This is a genomic window from Novosphingobium clariflavum (assembly GCF_026420865.1).
Classification (GTDB): domain Bacteria; phylum Pseudomonadota; class Alphaproteobacteria; order Sphingomonadales; family Sphingomonadaceae; genus Novosphingobium; species Novosphingobium clariflavum.
In genome coordinates, this window is record NZ_JAPCWC010000010.1 from 23,518 (window position 1) to 37,875 (window position 14,358).

Sequence of the window (14,358 nt, forward strand, 5' to 3'; positions counted from 1 at the left end):
CATGGACACCCTGACCTCGCAAGCCGCGTACGATCCCCTGCCCCCCCGTTCGACGATGAAGGATACCGCGCTGTCCCGCCTCCAGTCCGGCCTGAAAACACTCGGCCAACCGATCTTCCTGTGCACCGTCCTGATCCCGACGCTGCTGGCGATCCTCTATTTCGGCGTCTTCGCCAGCGACGTCTACATCTCGGAATCGCGCTTCGTGGTGCGCAGCGCCAACAAGAGCAGCATGTCCCCGCTCGGCCTCATGCTGGGCGGCAGCGGGCTCAGCGCGGCGAGCGAGGAGAGCAATGCCGTGCAGGAATACCTCGGCTCGCGCCTGGCCTTGCAGGAAGCGGACAGCGACGGCCTGCTGACCCGCGCCTATTCCGCGCCCGCGATCTTCTGGTTCGACCGTTTCGGCCTGGGCGGCAAGCGTGACCGCGAGCACTTCTACGAATACTACCTGAAGCGCGTCAAAGTGGAGAACGAGACCACCACGCAAGTGGTCTACCTCACCGTGCGGGCCTACGATGCGAAACAGGCGCACGCGATCAACGAACGCCTGCTGGAACGCTCCGAAGCGCTGGTCAACCGCCTGTCGGACCGCGCGCGGGCGGATGCCGTCGCCGCCGCGAAGGCCGAAGCGGACGCGGCGCAGGAGCGCGCCCGCAGCGCCGCCCGCGCGCTGGCTGCCTATCGCAACGACGCGGGCGTGATCGACCCGGAGAAGGAAGCCGCAGTCCGCCTGCAGATGATCTCCAAGTTGCAGGACGAACTGCTCTCGGTCCGCACCCAGCTCAGCCAGCTCCAGAGCTACACCCCCGAGGCCTCGCAGATCCCCTACTTGCGCACGCAGGAACGCGCATTGCAGACGGAGATCGACCAGCAGACCAGCGGCATCGCCGGTGGCCGCAAATCCCTCTCGGCCACCGCCGCGCGCTATCAGGAACTGCAGCTCGACAGCGAGATCGCCGGCAAGCAGCTCGCCACCGCGCTCGCCTCGCTGCAGGACGCGCGCAACGACGCCAGCCGCAAGCGCGCCTATGTGCAGCGCATCGCCGATCCGAGCACGCCGGACTATGCCATGGAGCCGCGCCGCGTGATCGGCATCTTCGCCACGCTGCTGCTCGGCCTGATCGCCTGGGGCGTGCTGTCGACGCTGCTGGTCGGCATTCGCGAGCACCGCGACTGATGGCCGGCGCAGCGCAAACCGGCACCGACAGGGCGGAACACGCCCCCCAGCAACCGTCGCTGCGGCAGAGCCTCAGCATCCAGCGGCGCGTCCTCGGTGCCCTGCTGATCCGCGAGATGCTGACCCGCTACGGGCGCCACAACATCGGGTTTCTCTGGCTTTTCGTCGAACCGATGATGTTCACGCTGGGTGTCACCGCGCTGTGGACCGCCACCAAGTCGGTCCACGGCAGCGACCTGCCGATCGTCGCCTTCGCGCTCACCGGCTATTCCAGCGTCCTGCTCTGGCGCAACATGCCGGGGCGCTGCATCGGCGCGCTGTGGAGCAACTTGTCCTTGCTCTACCACCGCAACATCCGCGTGTTCGACATCTATGCCGCCCGCGTCATCCTCGAATTCGGCGGGGCGACGATCTCGTTCGCCACGCTCAGCCTGCTGTTCATCTCGGTCGGCTGGCTCAAGCCGCCCGAAAACGTGCTGGAAGTGGCCGGCGGCTGGCTGCTGATCGCCTGGTTCGGCGGCGCGCTGGCCGTCACGCTGGGCGCGCTCTCGCACGAGAGCGAGCTGGTCGACAAGCTGTGGCACCCCTTCTCCTACCTGCTGTTCCCGATGTCCGGCGCCGCCTTCATGGTCGACGCCCTGCCCAAGATCGCGCAGGACTACGTGCTCTACATCCCGATGGTCCACGGCACCGAGATCGTGCGCGAGGGCTACTTCGGCACCCGCGCCCATGCCCATTACGATCTCGCCTACGTGATCCCCTTCAGTCTCGTGCTGACGCTCGCGGGCCTGTTGGCGGTGCGCTGGGTCTCGGCCCGGGTGGTGCCCGAATGATCCGCCTCACCGACGTCCGCAAGGTCTACCGGACGCGCTTCGGGCACAATGTCGTGCTCGACGGGATCGGCCTTGAAATGCACATGGGCGAGCGGCTGGGCGTGCTCGGCCGCAACGGCGCGGGCAAGTCCACCATGATGCGCCTGATCAGCGGCGCCGAGCGGCCGACTTCCGGCCGCATCGAACGCACCATGTCGGTCTCCTGGCCGCTCGCGTTCGGCGGCGCGTTCCAGACGATGCTGACCGGGGTGGACAACATCCGCTTCATCAGCCGGATCTACGATCAGGACTTTGCCCGCAACCTCGCCTTCGTCGAGGAATTCTCGGAACTCGGCGCCTATCTGCGCGAGCCGGTGCGCACGTATTCCTCAGGCATGCGCGCGCGGCTGGCTTTCGCGATCTCGATGATCATCGAGTTCGACTGCTTCCTGATCGACGAGATCGGCGCCGTGGGCGACGCGCGTTTCCATGACCGCTGCAACCACGAACTGTTCGGCAAGCGCGGCGACCGGGCGATGGTCATCATCTCCCACGATGCCGCCTATGTGCGCGACCATTGCAACCGCTTTGCGGTGCTCCATAAGGGCAAGCTCGCGCACTACGACGACTTCGACGAAGCCTACGAGGACTTCCGCGAGCACATCGGCCTCAGCAATCGCAAGGTCAGCGTGCCCGCGCTGCCGGGCCATGGCATCGCGCCGGGCCGCAGCGCCCTGATCGAGGTGTCCCAGCACCGCGCGCTGCAGGACGATCGCTTCCGCGCACTGGTCATGGAAGGCGACTGGCGCCGCGACGCCAGGGCCTGGGCCGAGGCGGCCGGGCGCTATGCCGCCGCCCTCGCACTCTATCCGTACCAGCGCTCCTACTGGGTGCAGCACGGCCATGTCAGCAAGGAACAGGGCCTGTTCGAACGCGCCGAGATTTCCTACCGCACCGCCTGCGCGCTGGGCGAGCCGGTGCAGGACGTGGCAGAGCACCTGGCCTTCGTCATGGCGCAGCAGGGGCTGGACATCGATGCCGCGCCGCCCGGGCGCTACCGCAAGGGCGAGGTGGCGGGGCAGGCGCCGGGCCAATCGGACATCGACCTCTTTGCCCGCGCCGTGTGGCTCTGCGATCCCGCGATCGGGATCGGCGACGGCGACCGCGCCCGGCTGCTGCGCGCCCATGCCACGTGCGACGCGCTGCTGGCCGCGATGATCGGCGATCCTCGCGCTGCGGCCGCGACCCGCGGCACGCAGGGCGGCGAAGCCGCCGGTGAGGAGAGCGGCGAAGCCACCGGAGGGAGCGAGGAATGGATCCGCACGCTCTGCGCCGTCGCCTTCGCGCCCGCCGACCTGCCCCGCATGGTCGCCGCCGCGCAGGCGATCACCGGCATGGAGGATGCCTGGCGGCACCTCCTTGCCGCCGGTGGCTTCGCCGACTGGCCGCTGGCCCAGGCGGCCCTGCAACAGGCGGCCCTGCAACAGGCGCAAACACCCGAGTTCAAGTCATGACCGCAAGCCCCCGCACCATCCTCATCGACGGCTACAACCTCAGCCTCCAGAAAGGCACCGGCGTCGCCACCTATGCCCGCAACCTCAGCAAGGAGATCGGCCGCATCGGCCACGAGGTCGCCGTGCTCTACGGCAACCGCTCGAACATGTCCGCCGACCCGCTGCTGCGCGAGGTCTCGTTCTTCGATACCGACGCCCAGCGCCATCCCGGCAAGTGGGGCAACGCGCTGGAGCAGTGCCTTTATGCCCTGCGCGGGCCGCTGGGGCAGACCGCGCGTCCGGTGCCGACCACCGGCAAGGTCGTCACCCGCACATTTGCCTCCAGGCTTCCCCATTACGACCGCGTGTTCAACGCCCCCGACGTGTTCCGCCGCGCCCAGAGCGCCTTCAAGCTGTGGGGCCAGCCGTCGGCGATCAAACCGCCCGAAATGCCCGATCTCGCGCACTGGACCTACCCGATGCCGCTGCGGCTGGCCGGGCGGCCCAACATCTACACGCTGCACGACATGGTGCCGCTGCGGCTGCCCTACACCACGCTCGACGACAAGCGCGCCTACCTCCGGCTGATCCGCAAGCTGGACCGCAGCGCCGACCATTTCGTTACCGTATCCGAGTGTTCGAAACGCGATCTCGTGGACATTGCCGGCATTGCGCCCGAACGCATCACCAATACCTACCAGTCGGTCGACATCCCCGCCGCGCTGCGCGACAAGCCGGAGGATCAGGTCGCCCGCGAGGTCGAGGGCTTTGCCGACCTTGGCTACCGCGACTATCTGCTGTTCTGGGGCTCGATCGAACCCAAGAAGAACATCGGCCGCCTGCTCGAAGCCTATCTCGCCAGCCAGGTCGACGTGCCGCTGCTGGTGATCGGCGCGCAGGCGTGGAAGTCGGAGCAGGAACTCCAGGTCCTTAACCAGAAGGGCAAGCTGGGTGAAAAGGCGCGCAAACGCGTGGTGCAATTGCCCTATGTGCCCTTCCCCATGCTGGTCACCCTGATCCGCGGCGCGCGCGGGGTGCTGTTCCCCTCGCTCTACGAAGGTTTCGGCCTGCCCGCACTGGAGGCGATGCTGCTGGGCACCCCGGTGCTCTGCTCCGACACCGCCTCGCTGCCCGAGATCGCGGGCGAGGCCGCCTTGATGGTCGACCCCTATGACACCGCCGCGATCTGCCAGGGCATCCGCACACTGTGCGCCGATGCCGACTTGCGCGCGGAACTGAGCCGAAGGGGCCTCATCCAGGCGCAGAAATTCGCGCCCGAGGCCTATCGCGCCCGCCTTGACGAACTCTACCGGAGGTTCCTGTGACAGTCCCCGCAAACCGCCGCCGTGCGGCCCTGCTCCTGCACCGCGCCGCCGTGGCGCTGAGCCTTGCCGCCTTGTCGGGCTGCGCCAGCTTCGGCAGTTCCGGCCCGTCCACCGGCGCGATCACGGACGCGGGCAAGACGGCACATGGCAAGACCACTCAGGCCGACGCGGACATCCACGTCGTCGACCTCAGCGATGCCGTGATTGGGCGGGCCCGCGACTACGCGCAGTCGCGGCACTTCTCCGACCTGTTCGGCACGGGCACGCCGGTCGGCACGGTGATCGGGACCGGCGACGTGCTCGACATCGGCGTCTGGGAAGCACCGCCGGCGGTGCTGTTCGGCAGCGCCCGGGTCGAGACCGGCATGGCCGTGGCCCAGGGCGCGGCGATCCCGCAGCAGATGGTGGGCGAGGACGGCACCGTGACCATTCCCTTCGTCGGCCAGGTGCCGGTGCTCGGCCGCACGCCGGCCCAGGTGGAGCGCACCATCGCCGCGCGCCTCAAGGGGCGCGCCCACGATCCGCAGGTCGTCGTGCGCCTCGTCCAGAACGAGGCGCGGACGGTCACCGTGCTGGGCGAAGTCGGCGCCAGCCGGCGGGTGCCGCTGACCGCGCGCGGCGAGCGCCTGCTCGACATCATCGCCAGCAGCGGCGGCCCGCGCCAGCCGGTCGGCAAGACCACCCTGCAGATCGCCCGCGGCGGCATGGTGGCGCGCATGCCGCTCGACACGGTCGTGCGCGATCCGAAGCAGAACATCATCGTCCAGCCGGGCGACGTGCTGACCGTGATGTTCCAGCCCTACAGCTTCATCGCGCTGGGTGCGGTGAGCCGGAGTTCCGAAGTGCCCTTCGAGGGCGGCGGCCTCTCGCTGGCACAGGCGCTCGGCCGGGTCGGCGGGCTGATCGACCAGCAGGCCAATGTCCGCGGCGTCTTCGTGTTCCGTCTCGAAGACCCCGCCGCGCTTGCCCCGGCCATGGCCCAAACCGCCCGCCGCACGCGCGAAGGCAAGGTCCCGGTGATCTACCGCCTCGACATGTCGCAGGCGCAGAGCCTGTTCCTGGCGCAGGACTTCACCATCGAGGACCGCGATGTGCTGTTCGTCTCGAATGCCCCCGCGGTCGACCTGCAGAAGTTCATCAACACGGTATCGAGCGCGGCGTTCTCGGTCGTCGCCGTGACCAATTCGGTCAACTGAGACCCGCGTCCGCCCGCCGGGGCCCCCGGCGGGCGGACGCGTTCACAGTTCCTTGAGGTCGGTCACGAACTCGTAGCGGTCGCCGCGATAGACCGAACGGGTGAACTCGACGATGCGCCCGTCGGGAATGCGGGTCGTGCGTTCGATGCGCAGGACTTCGGAATTCTGCTTCACGCACAGAATGCCCGCCTCGGTCGGCGTCGCCAGCGAGGCGCGGACGCGCTGGGTTCCCGTCGTCGGACAGAAACCATGGGCATCGAGCGCCTTGTAGAGCGAGTCCCCCAGGCTATCGAGATCCGGCATGAACTCGGCCGGGATCACCGCATGTTCGATCGCCAGCGGTTCGCCGCCCGACAGGCGGACGCGGCCAAGCCGCGCCACCCGCGCCGTCACCGGCACGTCGAGCGCGGCGGCCTCTTCCTCGGTCGGCTGGGCATAGGACTTGTAGATCCACACGACGCCCGGATCCTCGCCGCGCAGACGGGCATCGGTGCTGAAGCTGCTGAGCCGCGCACCGGGCGCCTCGATCCGCTTGGCCACGAACGTGCCCGACCCCTGCTTGCGGACCAGCACGCCTTCTCCGATCAGCTGTTCGATGCCCTTGCGGACCGTGACGCGCGAGAGGCCGGCCATCTCGCTCAGCTCGCGCTCGGATGGCACCGCGCTGCCCGGATCGATCGCCCCGCTGTTGATATGCTCACGCAGGCTGCGGGCGAGTTGCAGGTAGAGGGGCGTGCCCTCCTCGCTGCGGGTCCAGGCAATGTCACGCATCGTCGATCAGTCCCGCGTTTCGAGCACCTGCAGCACGCGCCGCAGATTGCCCTTGTGCACATCGAGCATTGCCTTGCCTTCCGCCACCGGCACGCCCAGCGCGACGATGACGCCGAGCCGGATGTCGTTGTCCGCCGCCGCCAGTGCGCGCTCTGCGGCATCGGCCTCTACCCCGGCAATATCCTGGACCATGTTTCTGCCGCGTTGCAAGAGCTTCGCATTGGAAATCCGCATCGCCACCATGCGCCCCTGATAGACCAGGCCCAAACGGATCATGATCGCGGTGGTCAGCAGGTTCAGCACCGCCTTCTGGGCCGTGCCCGCCTTCATGCGCGTGGACCCGCCGACAACCTCGCTGCCGGTCTTCACCAGCACCCCGTGCTCGGCGCTTTCGAGCAGCGCGGAACCCGGATTGTTGGCCACGCCGATCGTCAGCGCTCCGGCGGCGCGCGCCTGCTCGATGATGGCGAGGGTATAAGGCGTGCGGCCGCTGGCGGCGACGCCGATCACCACGTCGTCAGGGCCGATCGCGTCCTGCACGACGGCGGCCCGCCCGGCCTCGCCGTCGTCCTCCGCGCCTTCGACCGCCTCGGTCAGCGCGCCGGAGCCCCCGGCCATGAGGAACACCAGCCGCTCCGGCCCCCAGTTGTAGGTCGGGTAGAGTTCGGTGCCGTCCTGCACCGCCAGTCGGCCGGAGGTGCCGGCACCGGCAAAGACCAGTCGCCCGGTATCCCCGAGCCGCGCCGCGGCCGCATCGGCCGCAGCGGCAATGGCGGCGGTCTGCGACTGGACGGCGGCGATGGCGGCCAGTTGCCCTTCGAGCATGGCCTCCACCGCCAGTTCGGTCGGCCAGAGGTCGAGATCGAGATAACGGGCGTCGAGCGCTTCAGTGTTCATGATATCCTTGTTCCCGATTTCGGGATCGTCATTCGGCCGGAGCCATGAGTTTGCCCGATCCGGCAGGCACCGCGCAAACGACGAATGCGACAAGCGTGCCGATGCAAAGCTGGAACGGGAACGAAAGTTTGCTCAGCATGGCCGGCATGCCGATGGCATGGGCGATACCCGGCTGAAGCAACAGGATGGTGACAAAGCCGATCAGGAGCGCGGCGATGACCGAACCCGTCGTCCCCCGGCCGGTGAACAGTGCGGTGAAATAGACGCCCAGCAGGCCCGCGTACGTGAAGACCATGACCTGCAGCGCGAACTCCAGCAGCCCCATGTCGGTATAGCGCTGCCAGTAGAACGAGACGACCGCCATGATGAACATCGCCGCGCCGATCACGCCCATGCCCACCCGTCCGGCAGAGACGAAATGGTGCTCGGGCGCAGTAGCGCCGCGCTTCTCGCGCCAGGGACGATAGAAGTCCTGCACCAGCACCGATGACATCGCGTTGAGCGCCGAGTTGGTGGTGGCCACCGCCGCCGCGCAGATGCCCACGGTGACAAGGCCGCGCAGCCCGCCGGGAAGCTGGGTGAGAATGTAGTGCATGAAGATGCTGATCTTCTCACCGCTGAACTGGTTGCCCGCTGCCGCCGTGGCCCCGCCCATCAGGTCGGGCCGGTCGTAGAAGACGTGGAGCAGCAGGCCGATGACGATGAACATGCCCACCACCGGCACGGTCGCGAAGACCGAGAGATAGAGGCCGCGCGCACCGGTCTTGGCGTCCTTGCAGGCGAGCAGGCGCTGGGTGGTGTCCTGGTCCATGCCGGAATTGGCGATGTAGAGCAGCGAGAGCCCCAGCACGATCGCCAGCACCGAGAACGGATGCGAGGTATCAAGCGAGAAGTCGAGGATCTTGAGCTTGTTCACGCCCTCGGGCGTATGGGCGAGGCCCTGGATGATCTCGCCGGTCGAGGCGGGAATCGAAAGCCGCAGGAACACCAGCACCGCGATCGCCGAACCCAGATAGACCACGAACTGGATGAGGTCGTTCCACAGCACCGACTTGAGGCCGCCGACGAAGGTGAACAGCACGCTCGCCACGATCAGCAGCGCCGCGGCAATCATGATGCCCTGCGCCTCGACCGTGCCGGTGATGACCATGGCCAGCGCGATGGCGGCCAGATAGACCCGCGCGCCGCCTGCAAAGACACGGCCGATCAGGAACATGCCGCCCGCCCAGCGCGTCGCCTTCGCGCTGAAGCGCAGGGTCAGCAGTTCGTAGGCGGTGGTCGCCTTGATCGCGTAGAAGCGCGGGATCATCACCTTGGCGACAAAGATCGCGCCGATCAGTCCGCCGATATTGCCGCTGAGATAGGTAAGGTCGCCGTGATAGCCGTAGTCCGGCCCGCCCAGGAACGTCGCGGCCGACTGCGTGGCCGAGAGGACCGACACCGCCGCCAGCCAGGCAGGGACGCTGCCGCCTGCCAGGAAGTAGTCATGCGCGGACTCGGTCTTGCGCGGCGTGAAGATCCAGCCTCCCGCGAGCAGCAGCAGCAGATAGCCGGCGATCACCAGCCAGTCCGCCGTCGTGAAAGGCAACATCATCGAACTCGTCTCCGGACCCGGCCCTGAACCCGGTGGTCAGGGCCCGACAAAAAAGCGGGCGCCCGGTCGGAGGAGGAGGGGTGACCGGGCGCCGCGCAGGGTGGGTTTTCCTCAGATATGCGCGGTCAGCGAGAAGCCGATCGTGCGTCCGAGGATGTCGTATGTGTCGGGGAAGGTGTTGAAGACACCGCCCGTCGACACATAAGGCGGATTCTTGTCGAACAGGTTGTAGATGCCGGCGCTGAAGGTGATCGCGTCGGTGAACTCATAGGAGGCCGAAAGGTCGAAGGTGTTCTGCGCCGAGATCGTCTCGGTCGAACCGACCGTGCTCGACTTGACCTTGCCGATGCGCTGCCAGTCGAACTGGATCACGCCCTTGTCGAACAGCCAGGAAAGACCGGCGGTGTGACGGTAATCGGGCTGGACCAGGGTGGTGCCGTCGCTCGAGCAGGTGGCGCCGAAGGTGCCCTTGCACTGCACCGCCGAAACGGTCGAGTTGGCCTGGATCAGGTACGAGGTGACGATGTTGCCCTGATAGCTCAGGCGCAGGCCCTCGCCCGGCAGGAAAGCGGGATGCAGCGTGTAGCTGGCCGAGATGTCGAAACCGCGCTGGAGCAGGCGTCCCAGGTTCTGGTTGTTGACATAGGCGTCCTTGAAGGTGCCATCGGCGTTGCGGGTCACCAGCGAGCACAGCGGATTGCTGGCGGTCGGGTTGGTGACGTAGCAGCTGGTGATCGCCGCGATCGGCTGGATCACGCCCACCGCGCCGCGCAGGTCAAGCTCGTACCAGTCGACGGTGACGTTGAGGCCCGGCAGGAAGCGCGGCGTGAACACCGCACCCAGCGTGGTGGTGTAGCCGGTCTCCGGCTTGATGTCCGGGTTGCCGCCATAATAGTAGTTGCCGGTCAGGTAGCTGGCCGAAGTCGAGTTGGCAGACCCCACGGCCGGGGCGCCGAAGCGGGCGCACTGGGCCGCATCGCCGGTGCCCAGCACGCAGGGATCGCCGCCATAGCGCGGCTTGAGGCGGTCGACGGTCACCAGGTTGCTGAACGGCAGCGACGACATGCCGGCGGCGAACTCACCGAAGTTCGGCGTGCGCAGGACGCGCTGGTAGGTGCCGCGCAGGCGCAGGTTGCCGTCGACTTCCCAGTTGCCCTCGACCTTCCAGGTGCCGTGCGTGCCAAACATGTTGTAATCCGACAGACGATAGGCGCCGCCCACGTCCAGCTTGCGGATCAGCGGCAGGTCGCGCAGCACCGGCACCAGCACTTCGCCGTAGAGTTCCTTGACGTCGAAGTCGCCGCTGTAGGCCGACTGCACGCCCTGGCGGTAGGTGTTGCCGGTCAGCAGCGCGGTGTCCTGGTTGATGCTGGCCGTCTCGCGGCGATACTCGAGGCCGACCGCGAAGCCGATCGGGCCGGCCGGCAGCGAGAACAGCTCTTCCAGCGTGCCGCTCAAGGTCGCCGCCGTCACGAACTGGTCGCGCTTGCGGTCGAAACCTTCGATCGAGCTGCCCAGCGCCTCGGCAATCCCGCTCTGGTTGGGGCCGAAGATGTTGACGCTGTTGACGATGGAATCGAACTTGTTGGCCCCCGTCGAGCTGGTGACGAGGCCGTCGCCGGTGATCAGCGTGTGCTCGGTCGAGCGGCCGTACTGGGCGTAGACGTTCCACTTGGTGGCGCCGGTCAGCGGGCCGCGCAGGCCGGTCTGGACCTGCAGGGTGTTACGCTCGGTCTCGTAGTTGATGAGGCCGAGTTCGGCCAGCGAGCGCGAGACGTTCACCTGCGCCGCGCCGTTGACGAAAGTCAGCTGGTTGCGGATGTCGTCGGTGAGGTAGGGGTTGCTCTCGCTGATCGAGACGGTGCGGTTCACCGAAACCGGCGTGGCGCCGGGGGTACCGGTCTCCTGGGTGCGCGAATTGTTGTACATCACGCGGCCATAGGCCTCGATCTGCGGGGTGATCTCGTACTTGAACAGCGCCGCGGCATTGATGCGCTTGAGCGGCGAGACCAGCGGATAGCGGTTCGAGATGTTCGAGGTGGCCGACGGGTTGGTGGTGAACGCGCCGCTGTCGGTGAAGCCGAACTTGCGGCCGCTCGCCACGTCGGTGAAGACGCCGCCGATGCTGGGGATCGTCTGGTTCGGGGTTTCCGCCCAGTCGCGCTGGCCGGCGCGGATGAGGTCGCGCTGGGTGTAGTCCGCCGCGATGACGATGTGGCCGCGATCGCCAAGGCCGGTACCGACCATCAGCGAGCCGCCGTACTGTGCGCCGCCATGCTGGGACAGGCGGCTCGTCGCGGTGCCGCGCATGCCTTCGAAATCGTCGTTGAGGATGAAGTTGACGACACCGGCCACCGCGTCGGCGCCGTAGACCGCGGCCGCGCCGCCGGTCAGCACGTCGACCCGCTTGATCAGCGAGGCGGGGATCGAGTTGACGTCGGCCGAGTTACGGAAGCTGAACGGCGTGGCGCGGGTGCCGTCGATGAGGACGAGCGAGCGGCTCTGGCCGAAGTTGCGCAGTTCGAGAACCTGGGCGCCGAAGGCGTCGCTGCCCTGCGAACCCTGGCGAACACCGCCGGAAAGCTGGGGCAGCTTGGTGGAGAAGTCCTCCACCGTCAGCGCCGCCTGCAGCTTGATCTGCTGCTCGCCGGTGGAAACGACAGGGCTGCTGGAAGTCAGGCCGGCCACGGGGATTCGGGTGCCGGTGACGACGATTTCGGCGGCGGCGCTGGTATCGTCGGCGGGGGCAGAATCGGCGGACTGGGCGAACGCCGTGCCCTGCGACAGGGCAATCGCCAGCGCTGTGGTGGCGACCATGGTCCTTTGAAACTTAACCATTTTTGACTTCCTCATTGTCGTTTCCCTGGCGCCGGAGTGCGTTGCCCCGGCACATTTTTGCACCATGCATACCTGTATGGGATATGTAAAGCGCTGGTATTTTATTGGTAATATTTTCTGGAGAAGTTCTCAGACCACTCCGGCCAGAGCCGTGTCCGGCCGCCAGATCGCCCCGCCGGTGAGCGGGCGCCCGACCCCGGTGGTGCCGGGGTAGGTCAGCGGCAATCCGCGCAGGCTGCGCGCCGCCAGGAAGGCCATCGCCTCGGCCTCGACATAGTCGCCGCGCAGGCCGACCTCGTCCGCCGTCCGGCAATCGCCGAGACGCGCGCGCAGCGCCTGCATCAGCGTGGGATTGTGGCTCCCGCCGCCGCACACGATCCACACCTTCGGGGGCGCGGGCAGCAACCGCAGCGACGCCCGCACCGCTTCCGCCGTGAACGCCGTCAGCGTCGCCGCCGCATCTTCCAGCGAACGGGCGCCCGCCCATTCGAGCGGAAAATCGTAACGGTCAAGCGACTTCGGACCCGATCCCCGGAAATGTTCGTGCTCCAGCAGCGCCGCCAGCACCGCCGCGTCGACCGTGCCCGCCGCCGCGATCCGCCCGCCCTCGTCATAGCGACCGGCGCCGCGCGCCTGCACCACCTGGTCGATCAGGCCATTGCCCGGCCCGGTGTCGAACGCCACCAGCGAACCGTCCGCGCCGATCCACGTGAGGTTCGCCACGCCGCCGAGATTGAGGAACGCGATCGGTCCCGCAAGGCCCAGCCGCTCCGCCAGCGCGGCATGATAGGCGGGCACCAGCGGCGCCCCCTGCCCGCCCGCCAGCAGATCGTCCTGCCGCATCTGCGCAACCACCGAAACGCCCAGCGCATCGGCCAATACCTGCGGATCGCCGATCTGCACGGACAGCCGCCGTTCGGGTCGGTGCAGCAGCGTCTGCCCATGGAAACCGACCAGATCGGGCCTGCGCCCGGCCCGTGCGATCACCAGCTCACCGGCGCGCAGATGCGCCGCCTCGATCACTTCGGCCGCCAGCGCGAACGAGTGCGGCCTTGCGCCATACCCGTTCCAGACCAGCGCATCGCGCGTGGCCTTTTCCAGCGCATCCCGCTCCGGCGCCGAATAGGCGGTCATCGCCCCGGGCCCGAAGGCCGCGATCCGCTCCCCATCGGTTTCCACCAGCGCCACGTCGACGCCGTCGAGCGAGGTTCCGCTCATGTACCCCATGACCAGCATCAGCCGTCATTCTCCCAACTACAGATGACAAGGCTGGCATCGTCGTGCCGCTTGACCCGCGCGAATTGGCGCAGGGATTCCGGTGCGCTTTCGAGCGCGCGCAGCCGCGCCAGCCAGTGCGCCCAGTCCTGCGCCCCGGAAATGGCGAGCAGATCGGCGGGCTCCGCCGCATCGAACACTTCGAAAAGGCGCAGAAAACCGTCGCTGGCCAGAGCGAAACGCTGCCCCGGCCGGACCGGGAAGCGCACCTGCCAGACATGATCCGCCGCCCGCGGCTCGGTGCCGAGCACCCAATAGCCATTCACCCGGTTCATCAATTGCCGATTGGCGATGAGGCCCGGCATCAGCCGCTGCTTGAGCGCCTCGGGCGCGATCTCGCCCTCCTCGGCCAGAATCTGCCGCATCGCCGCTATCGTGCGCGCCTCGATGGCATCGAGCGCCGAACTGCCGAAAACCTGACCGTCTTGCGCGATCACGCGGCAATCGGCGAGCGTCGTGATCTCCGCCTCGCCGCCGATCACCCGCACCATCGCGAAAGCCGCCGAGGGATGTTCATGCGCCGCTGCCGCCGGGCCGAGCTGCTCACGGCCCAGCGCCTCGCCGCATTGACGCATGACCTGCCGCAGCAGTTCCACCGTCGGAATATCCGGGCTTTCCGCCAGCCCTTGAGCCAGCAGCGCATTGGCCTTTTGCGCCAGCCAGAAGGCGTCGCTGGGCGCATCGAGCAGCCTGGGGCCAATGCCGGTCGCCCCGTCGATCACCCAGGCCGCATTGCCGTGATGGCCGACGCAATCCTCGTTGATGCCACCGTGGACACGACCCTGGCCATCGGAGGCGGCAATCTCGATCCTGAGCATCGGCTTCTCCCAGCTTGCGACTCTCATGCAGCCCATTCGGAACACCGGACCGGTATCATGCAGCCGGGAAGAATAAAACCACTTTAATGCCACTTGTGTCGAAAGGTGAAAGTGGTATCTCTCAGAGCATGACCCTAACCACACCTGAAACGCACCTAAGCG

11 protein-coding genes are annotated in these 14,358 nt (G+C 67.5%); 5 read left to right on the forward strand and 6 right to left on the reverse strand.

From position 1 onward, the window contains the following. Nucleotide 1 precedes the first annotated feature (1 nt). The 5 genes from OKA11_RS14075 to OKA11_RS14095 are packed head-to-tail and all read left to right on the forward strand — an operon-like array spanning nucleotide 2 to nucleotide 6,003. On the forward strand, nucleotides 2–1,177 hold the full coding sequence (locus OKA11_RS14075; protein ID WP_267221334.1) for a hypothetical protein: 1,176 nt from the start codon (nucleotides 2–4) through the stop codon (nucleotides 1,175–1,177). After that, a complete protein-coding gene (locus tag OKA11_RS14080) occupies nucleotides 1,177–2,010 on the forward strand; it encodes an ABC transporter permease (protein WP_267221336.1) in 834 nt (277 codons plus the stop codon). The genes OKA11_RS14075 and OKA11_RS14080 overlap by 1 nt, the downstream gene beginning before the upstream one ends. Then, complete coding sequence (locus OKA11_RS24630) at nucleotides 2,007–3,503, forward strand: ABC transporter ATP-binding protein (protein ID WP_323748325.1); 1,497 nt, start codon at nucleotides 2,007–2,009, stop codon at nucleotides 3,501–3,503. The genes OKA11_RS14080 and OKA11_RS24630 overlap by 4 nt, the downstream gene beginning before the upstream one ends. Further along, complete coding sequence (locus OKA11_RS14090) at nucleotides 3,500–4,807, forward strand: glycosyltransferase family 4 protein (RefSeq protein ID WP_267221338.1); 1,308 nt, start codon at nucleotides 3,500–3,502, stop codon at nucleotides 4,805–4,807. Before OKA11_RS24630 ends, OKA11_RS14090 begins: the two co-directional genes overlap by 4 nt. Further along, the gene (locus OKA11_RS14095; protein ID WP_267221341.1) at nucleotides 4,804–6,003 is read left to right on the forward strand and encodes a polysaccharide biosynthesis/export family protein; all 1,200 of its coding nucleotides are present in this window, start codon (nucleotides 4,804–4,806) and stop codon (nucleotides 6,001–6,003) included. Before OKA11_RS14090 ends, OKA11_RS14095 begins: the two co-directional genes overlap by 4 nt. 42 nt (nucleotides 6,004–6,045) lie before the next feature. Here OKA11_RS14095 and OKA11_RS14100 read toward each other — a convergent pair whose 3' ends face one another. The 6 genes from OKA11_RS14100 to OKA11_RS14125 form a co-directional block, all read right to left on the reverse strand. Then, the gene (locus tag OKA11_RS14100) at nucleotides 6,046–6,774 is read right to left on the reverse strand and encodes a GntR family transcriptional regulator (protein ID WP_267221343.1); all 729 of its coding nucleotides are present in this window, start codon (nucleotides 6,772–6,774) and stop codon (nucleotides 6,046–6,048) included. A gap of 6 nt (nucleotides 6,775–6,780) precedes the next feature. Then, nucleotides 6,781–7,671 carry an N-acetylmuramic acid 6-phosphate etherase gene (locus OKA11_RS14105; protein WP_267221346.1) on the reverse strand — a complete coding sequence of 297 codons (891 nt, stop codon included), beginning with the start codon at nucleotides 7,669–7,671 and terminating at the stop codon, nucleotides 6,781–6,783. A gap of 28 nt (nucleotides 7,672–7,699) precedes the next feature. Then, the gene (locus OKA11_RS14110; protein ID WP_267221348.1) at nucleotides 7,700–9,265 is read right to left on the reverse strand and encodes a sodium:solute symporter; all 1,566 of its coding nucleotides are present in this window, start codon (nucleotides 9,263–9,265) and stop codon (nucleotides 7,700–7,702) included. A 111-nt stretch (nucleotides 9,266–9,376) separates the two neighbouring features. Beyond that, nucleotides 9,377–12,103 carry a TonB-dependent receptor domain-containing protein gene (locus OKA11_RS14115; protein ID WP_267221350.1) on the reverse strand — a complete coding sequence of 909 codons (2,727 nt, stop codon included), beginning with the start codon at nucleotides 12,101–12,103 and terminating at the stop codon, nucleotides 9,377–9,379. A 129-nt stretch (nucleotides 12,104–12,232) separates the two neighbouring features. Then, a complete protein-coding gene (locus OKA11_RS14120; protein ID WP_267221352.1) occupies nucleotides 12,233–13,339 on the reverse strand; it encodes an anhydro-N-acetylmuramic acid kinase in 1,107 nt (368 codons plus the stop codon). Next, nucleotides 13,339–14,196, reverse strand: a complete 858-nt coding sequence (locus tag OKA11_RS14125) for a hypothetical protein (RefSeq protein ID WP_267221354.1) — start codon at nucleotides 14,194–14,196, stop codon at nucleotides 13,339–13,341. The genes OKA11_RS14120 and OKA11_RS14125 overlap by 1 nt, the downstream gene beginning before the upstream one ends. Between the last annotated feature and the right edge of the window lie 162 nt (nucleotides 14,197–14,358).

Bases quoted from the DNA above. Each gene is read 5' to 3' on its own strand.
- OKA11_RS14075 (WP_267221334.1), top strand. From the start codon at position 2: ATGGACACCCTGACCTCGCAAGCCGCGTACGATCCCCTGCCCCCCCGT.
- OKA11_RS14115 (WP_267221350.1), bottom strand. From the start codon at position 12,103: ATGGTTAAGTTTCAAAGGACCATGGTCGCCACCACAGCGCTGGCGATT.
- OKA11_RS14105 (WP_267221346.1), bottom strand. From the start codon at position 7,671: ATGAACACTGAAGCGCTCGACGCCCGTTATCTCGATCTCGACCTCTGG.
- OKA11_RS14110 (WP_267221348.1), bottom strand. From the start codon at position 9,265: ATGATGTTGCCTTTCACGACGGCGGACTGGCTGGTGATCGCCGGCTAT.
- OKA11_RS14125 (WP_267221354.1), bottom strand. From the start codon at position 14,196: ATGCTCAGGATCGAGATTGCCGCCTCCGATGGCCAGGGTCGTGTCCAC.
- OKA11_RS14080 (WP_267221336.1), top strand. From the start codon at position 1,177: ATGGCCGGCGCAGCGCAAACCGGCACCGACAGGGCGGAACACGCCCCC.
- OKA11_RS14120 (WP_267221352.1), bottom strand. From the start codon at position 13,339: ATGCTGGTCATGGGGTACATGAGCGGAACCTCGCTCGACGGCGTCGAC.
- OKA11_RS24630 (WP_323748325.1), top strand. From the start codon at position 2,007: ATGATCCGCCTCACCGACGTCCGCAAGGTCTACCGGACGCGCTTCGGG.
- OKA11_RS14100 (WP_267221343.1), bottom strand. From the start codon at position 6,774: ATGCGTGACATTGCCTGGACCCGCAGCGAGGAGGGCACGCCCCTCTAC.
- OKA11_RS14090 (WP_267221338.1), top strand. From the start codon at position 3,500: ATGACCGCAAGCCCCCGCACCATCCTCATCGACGGCTACAACCTCAGC.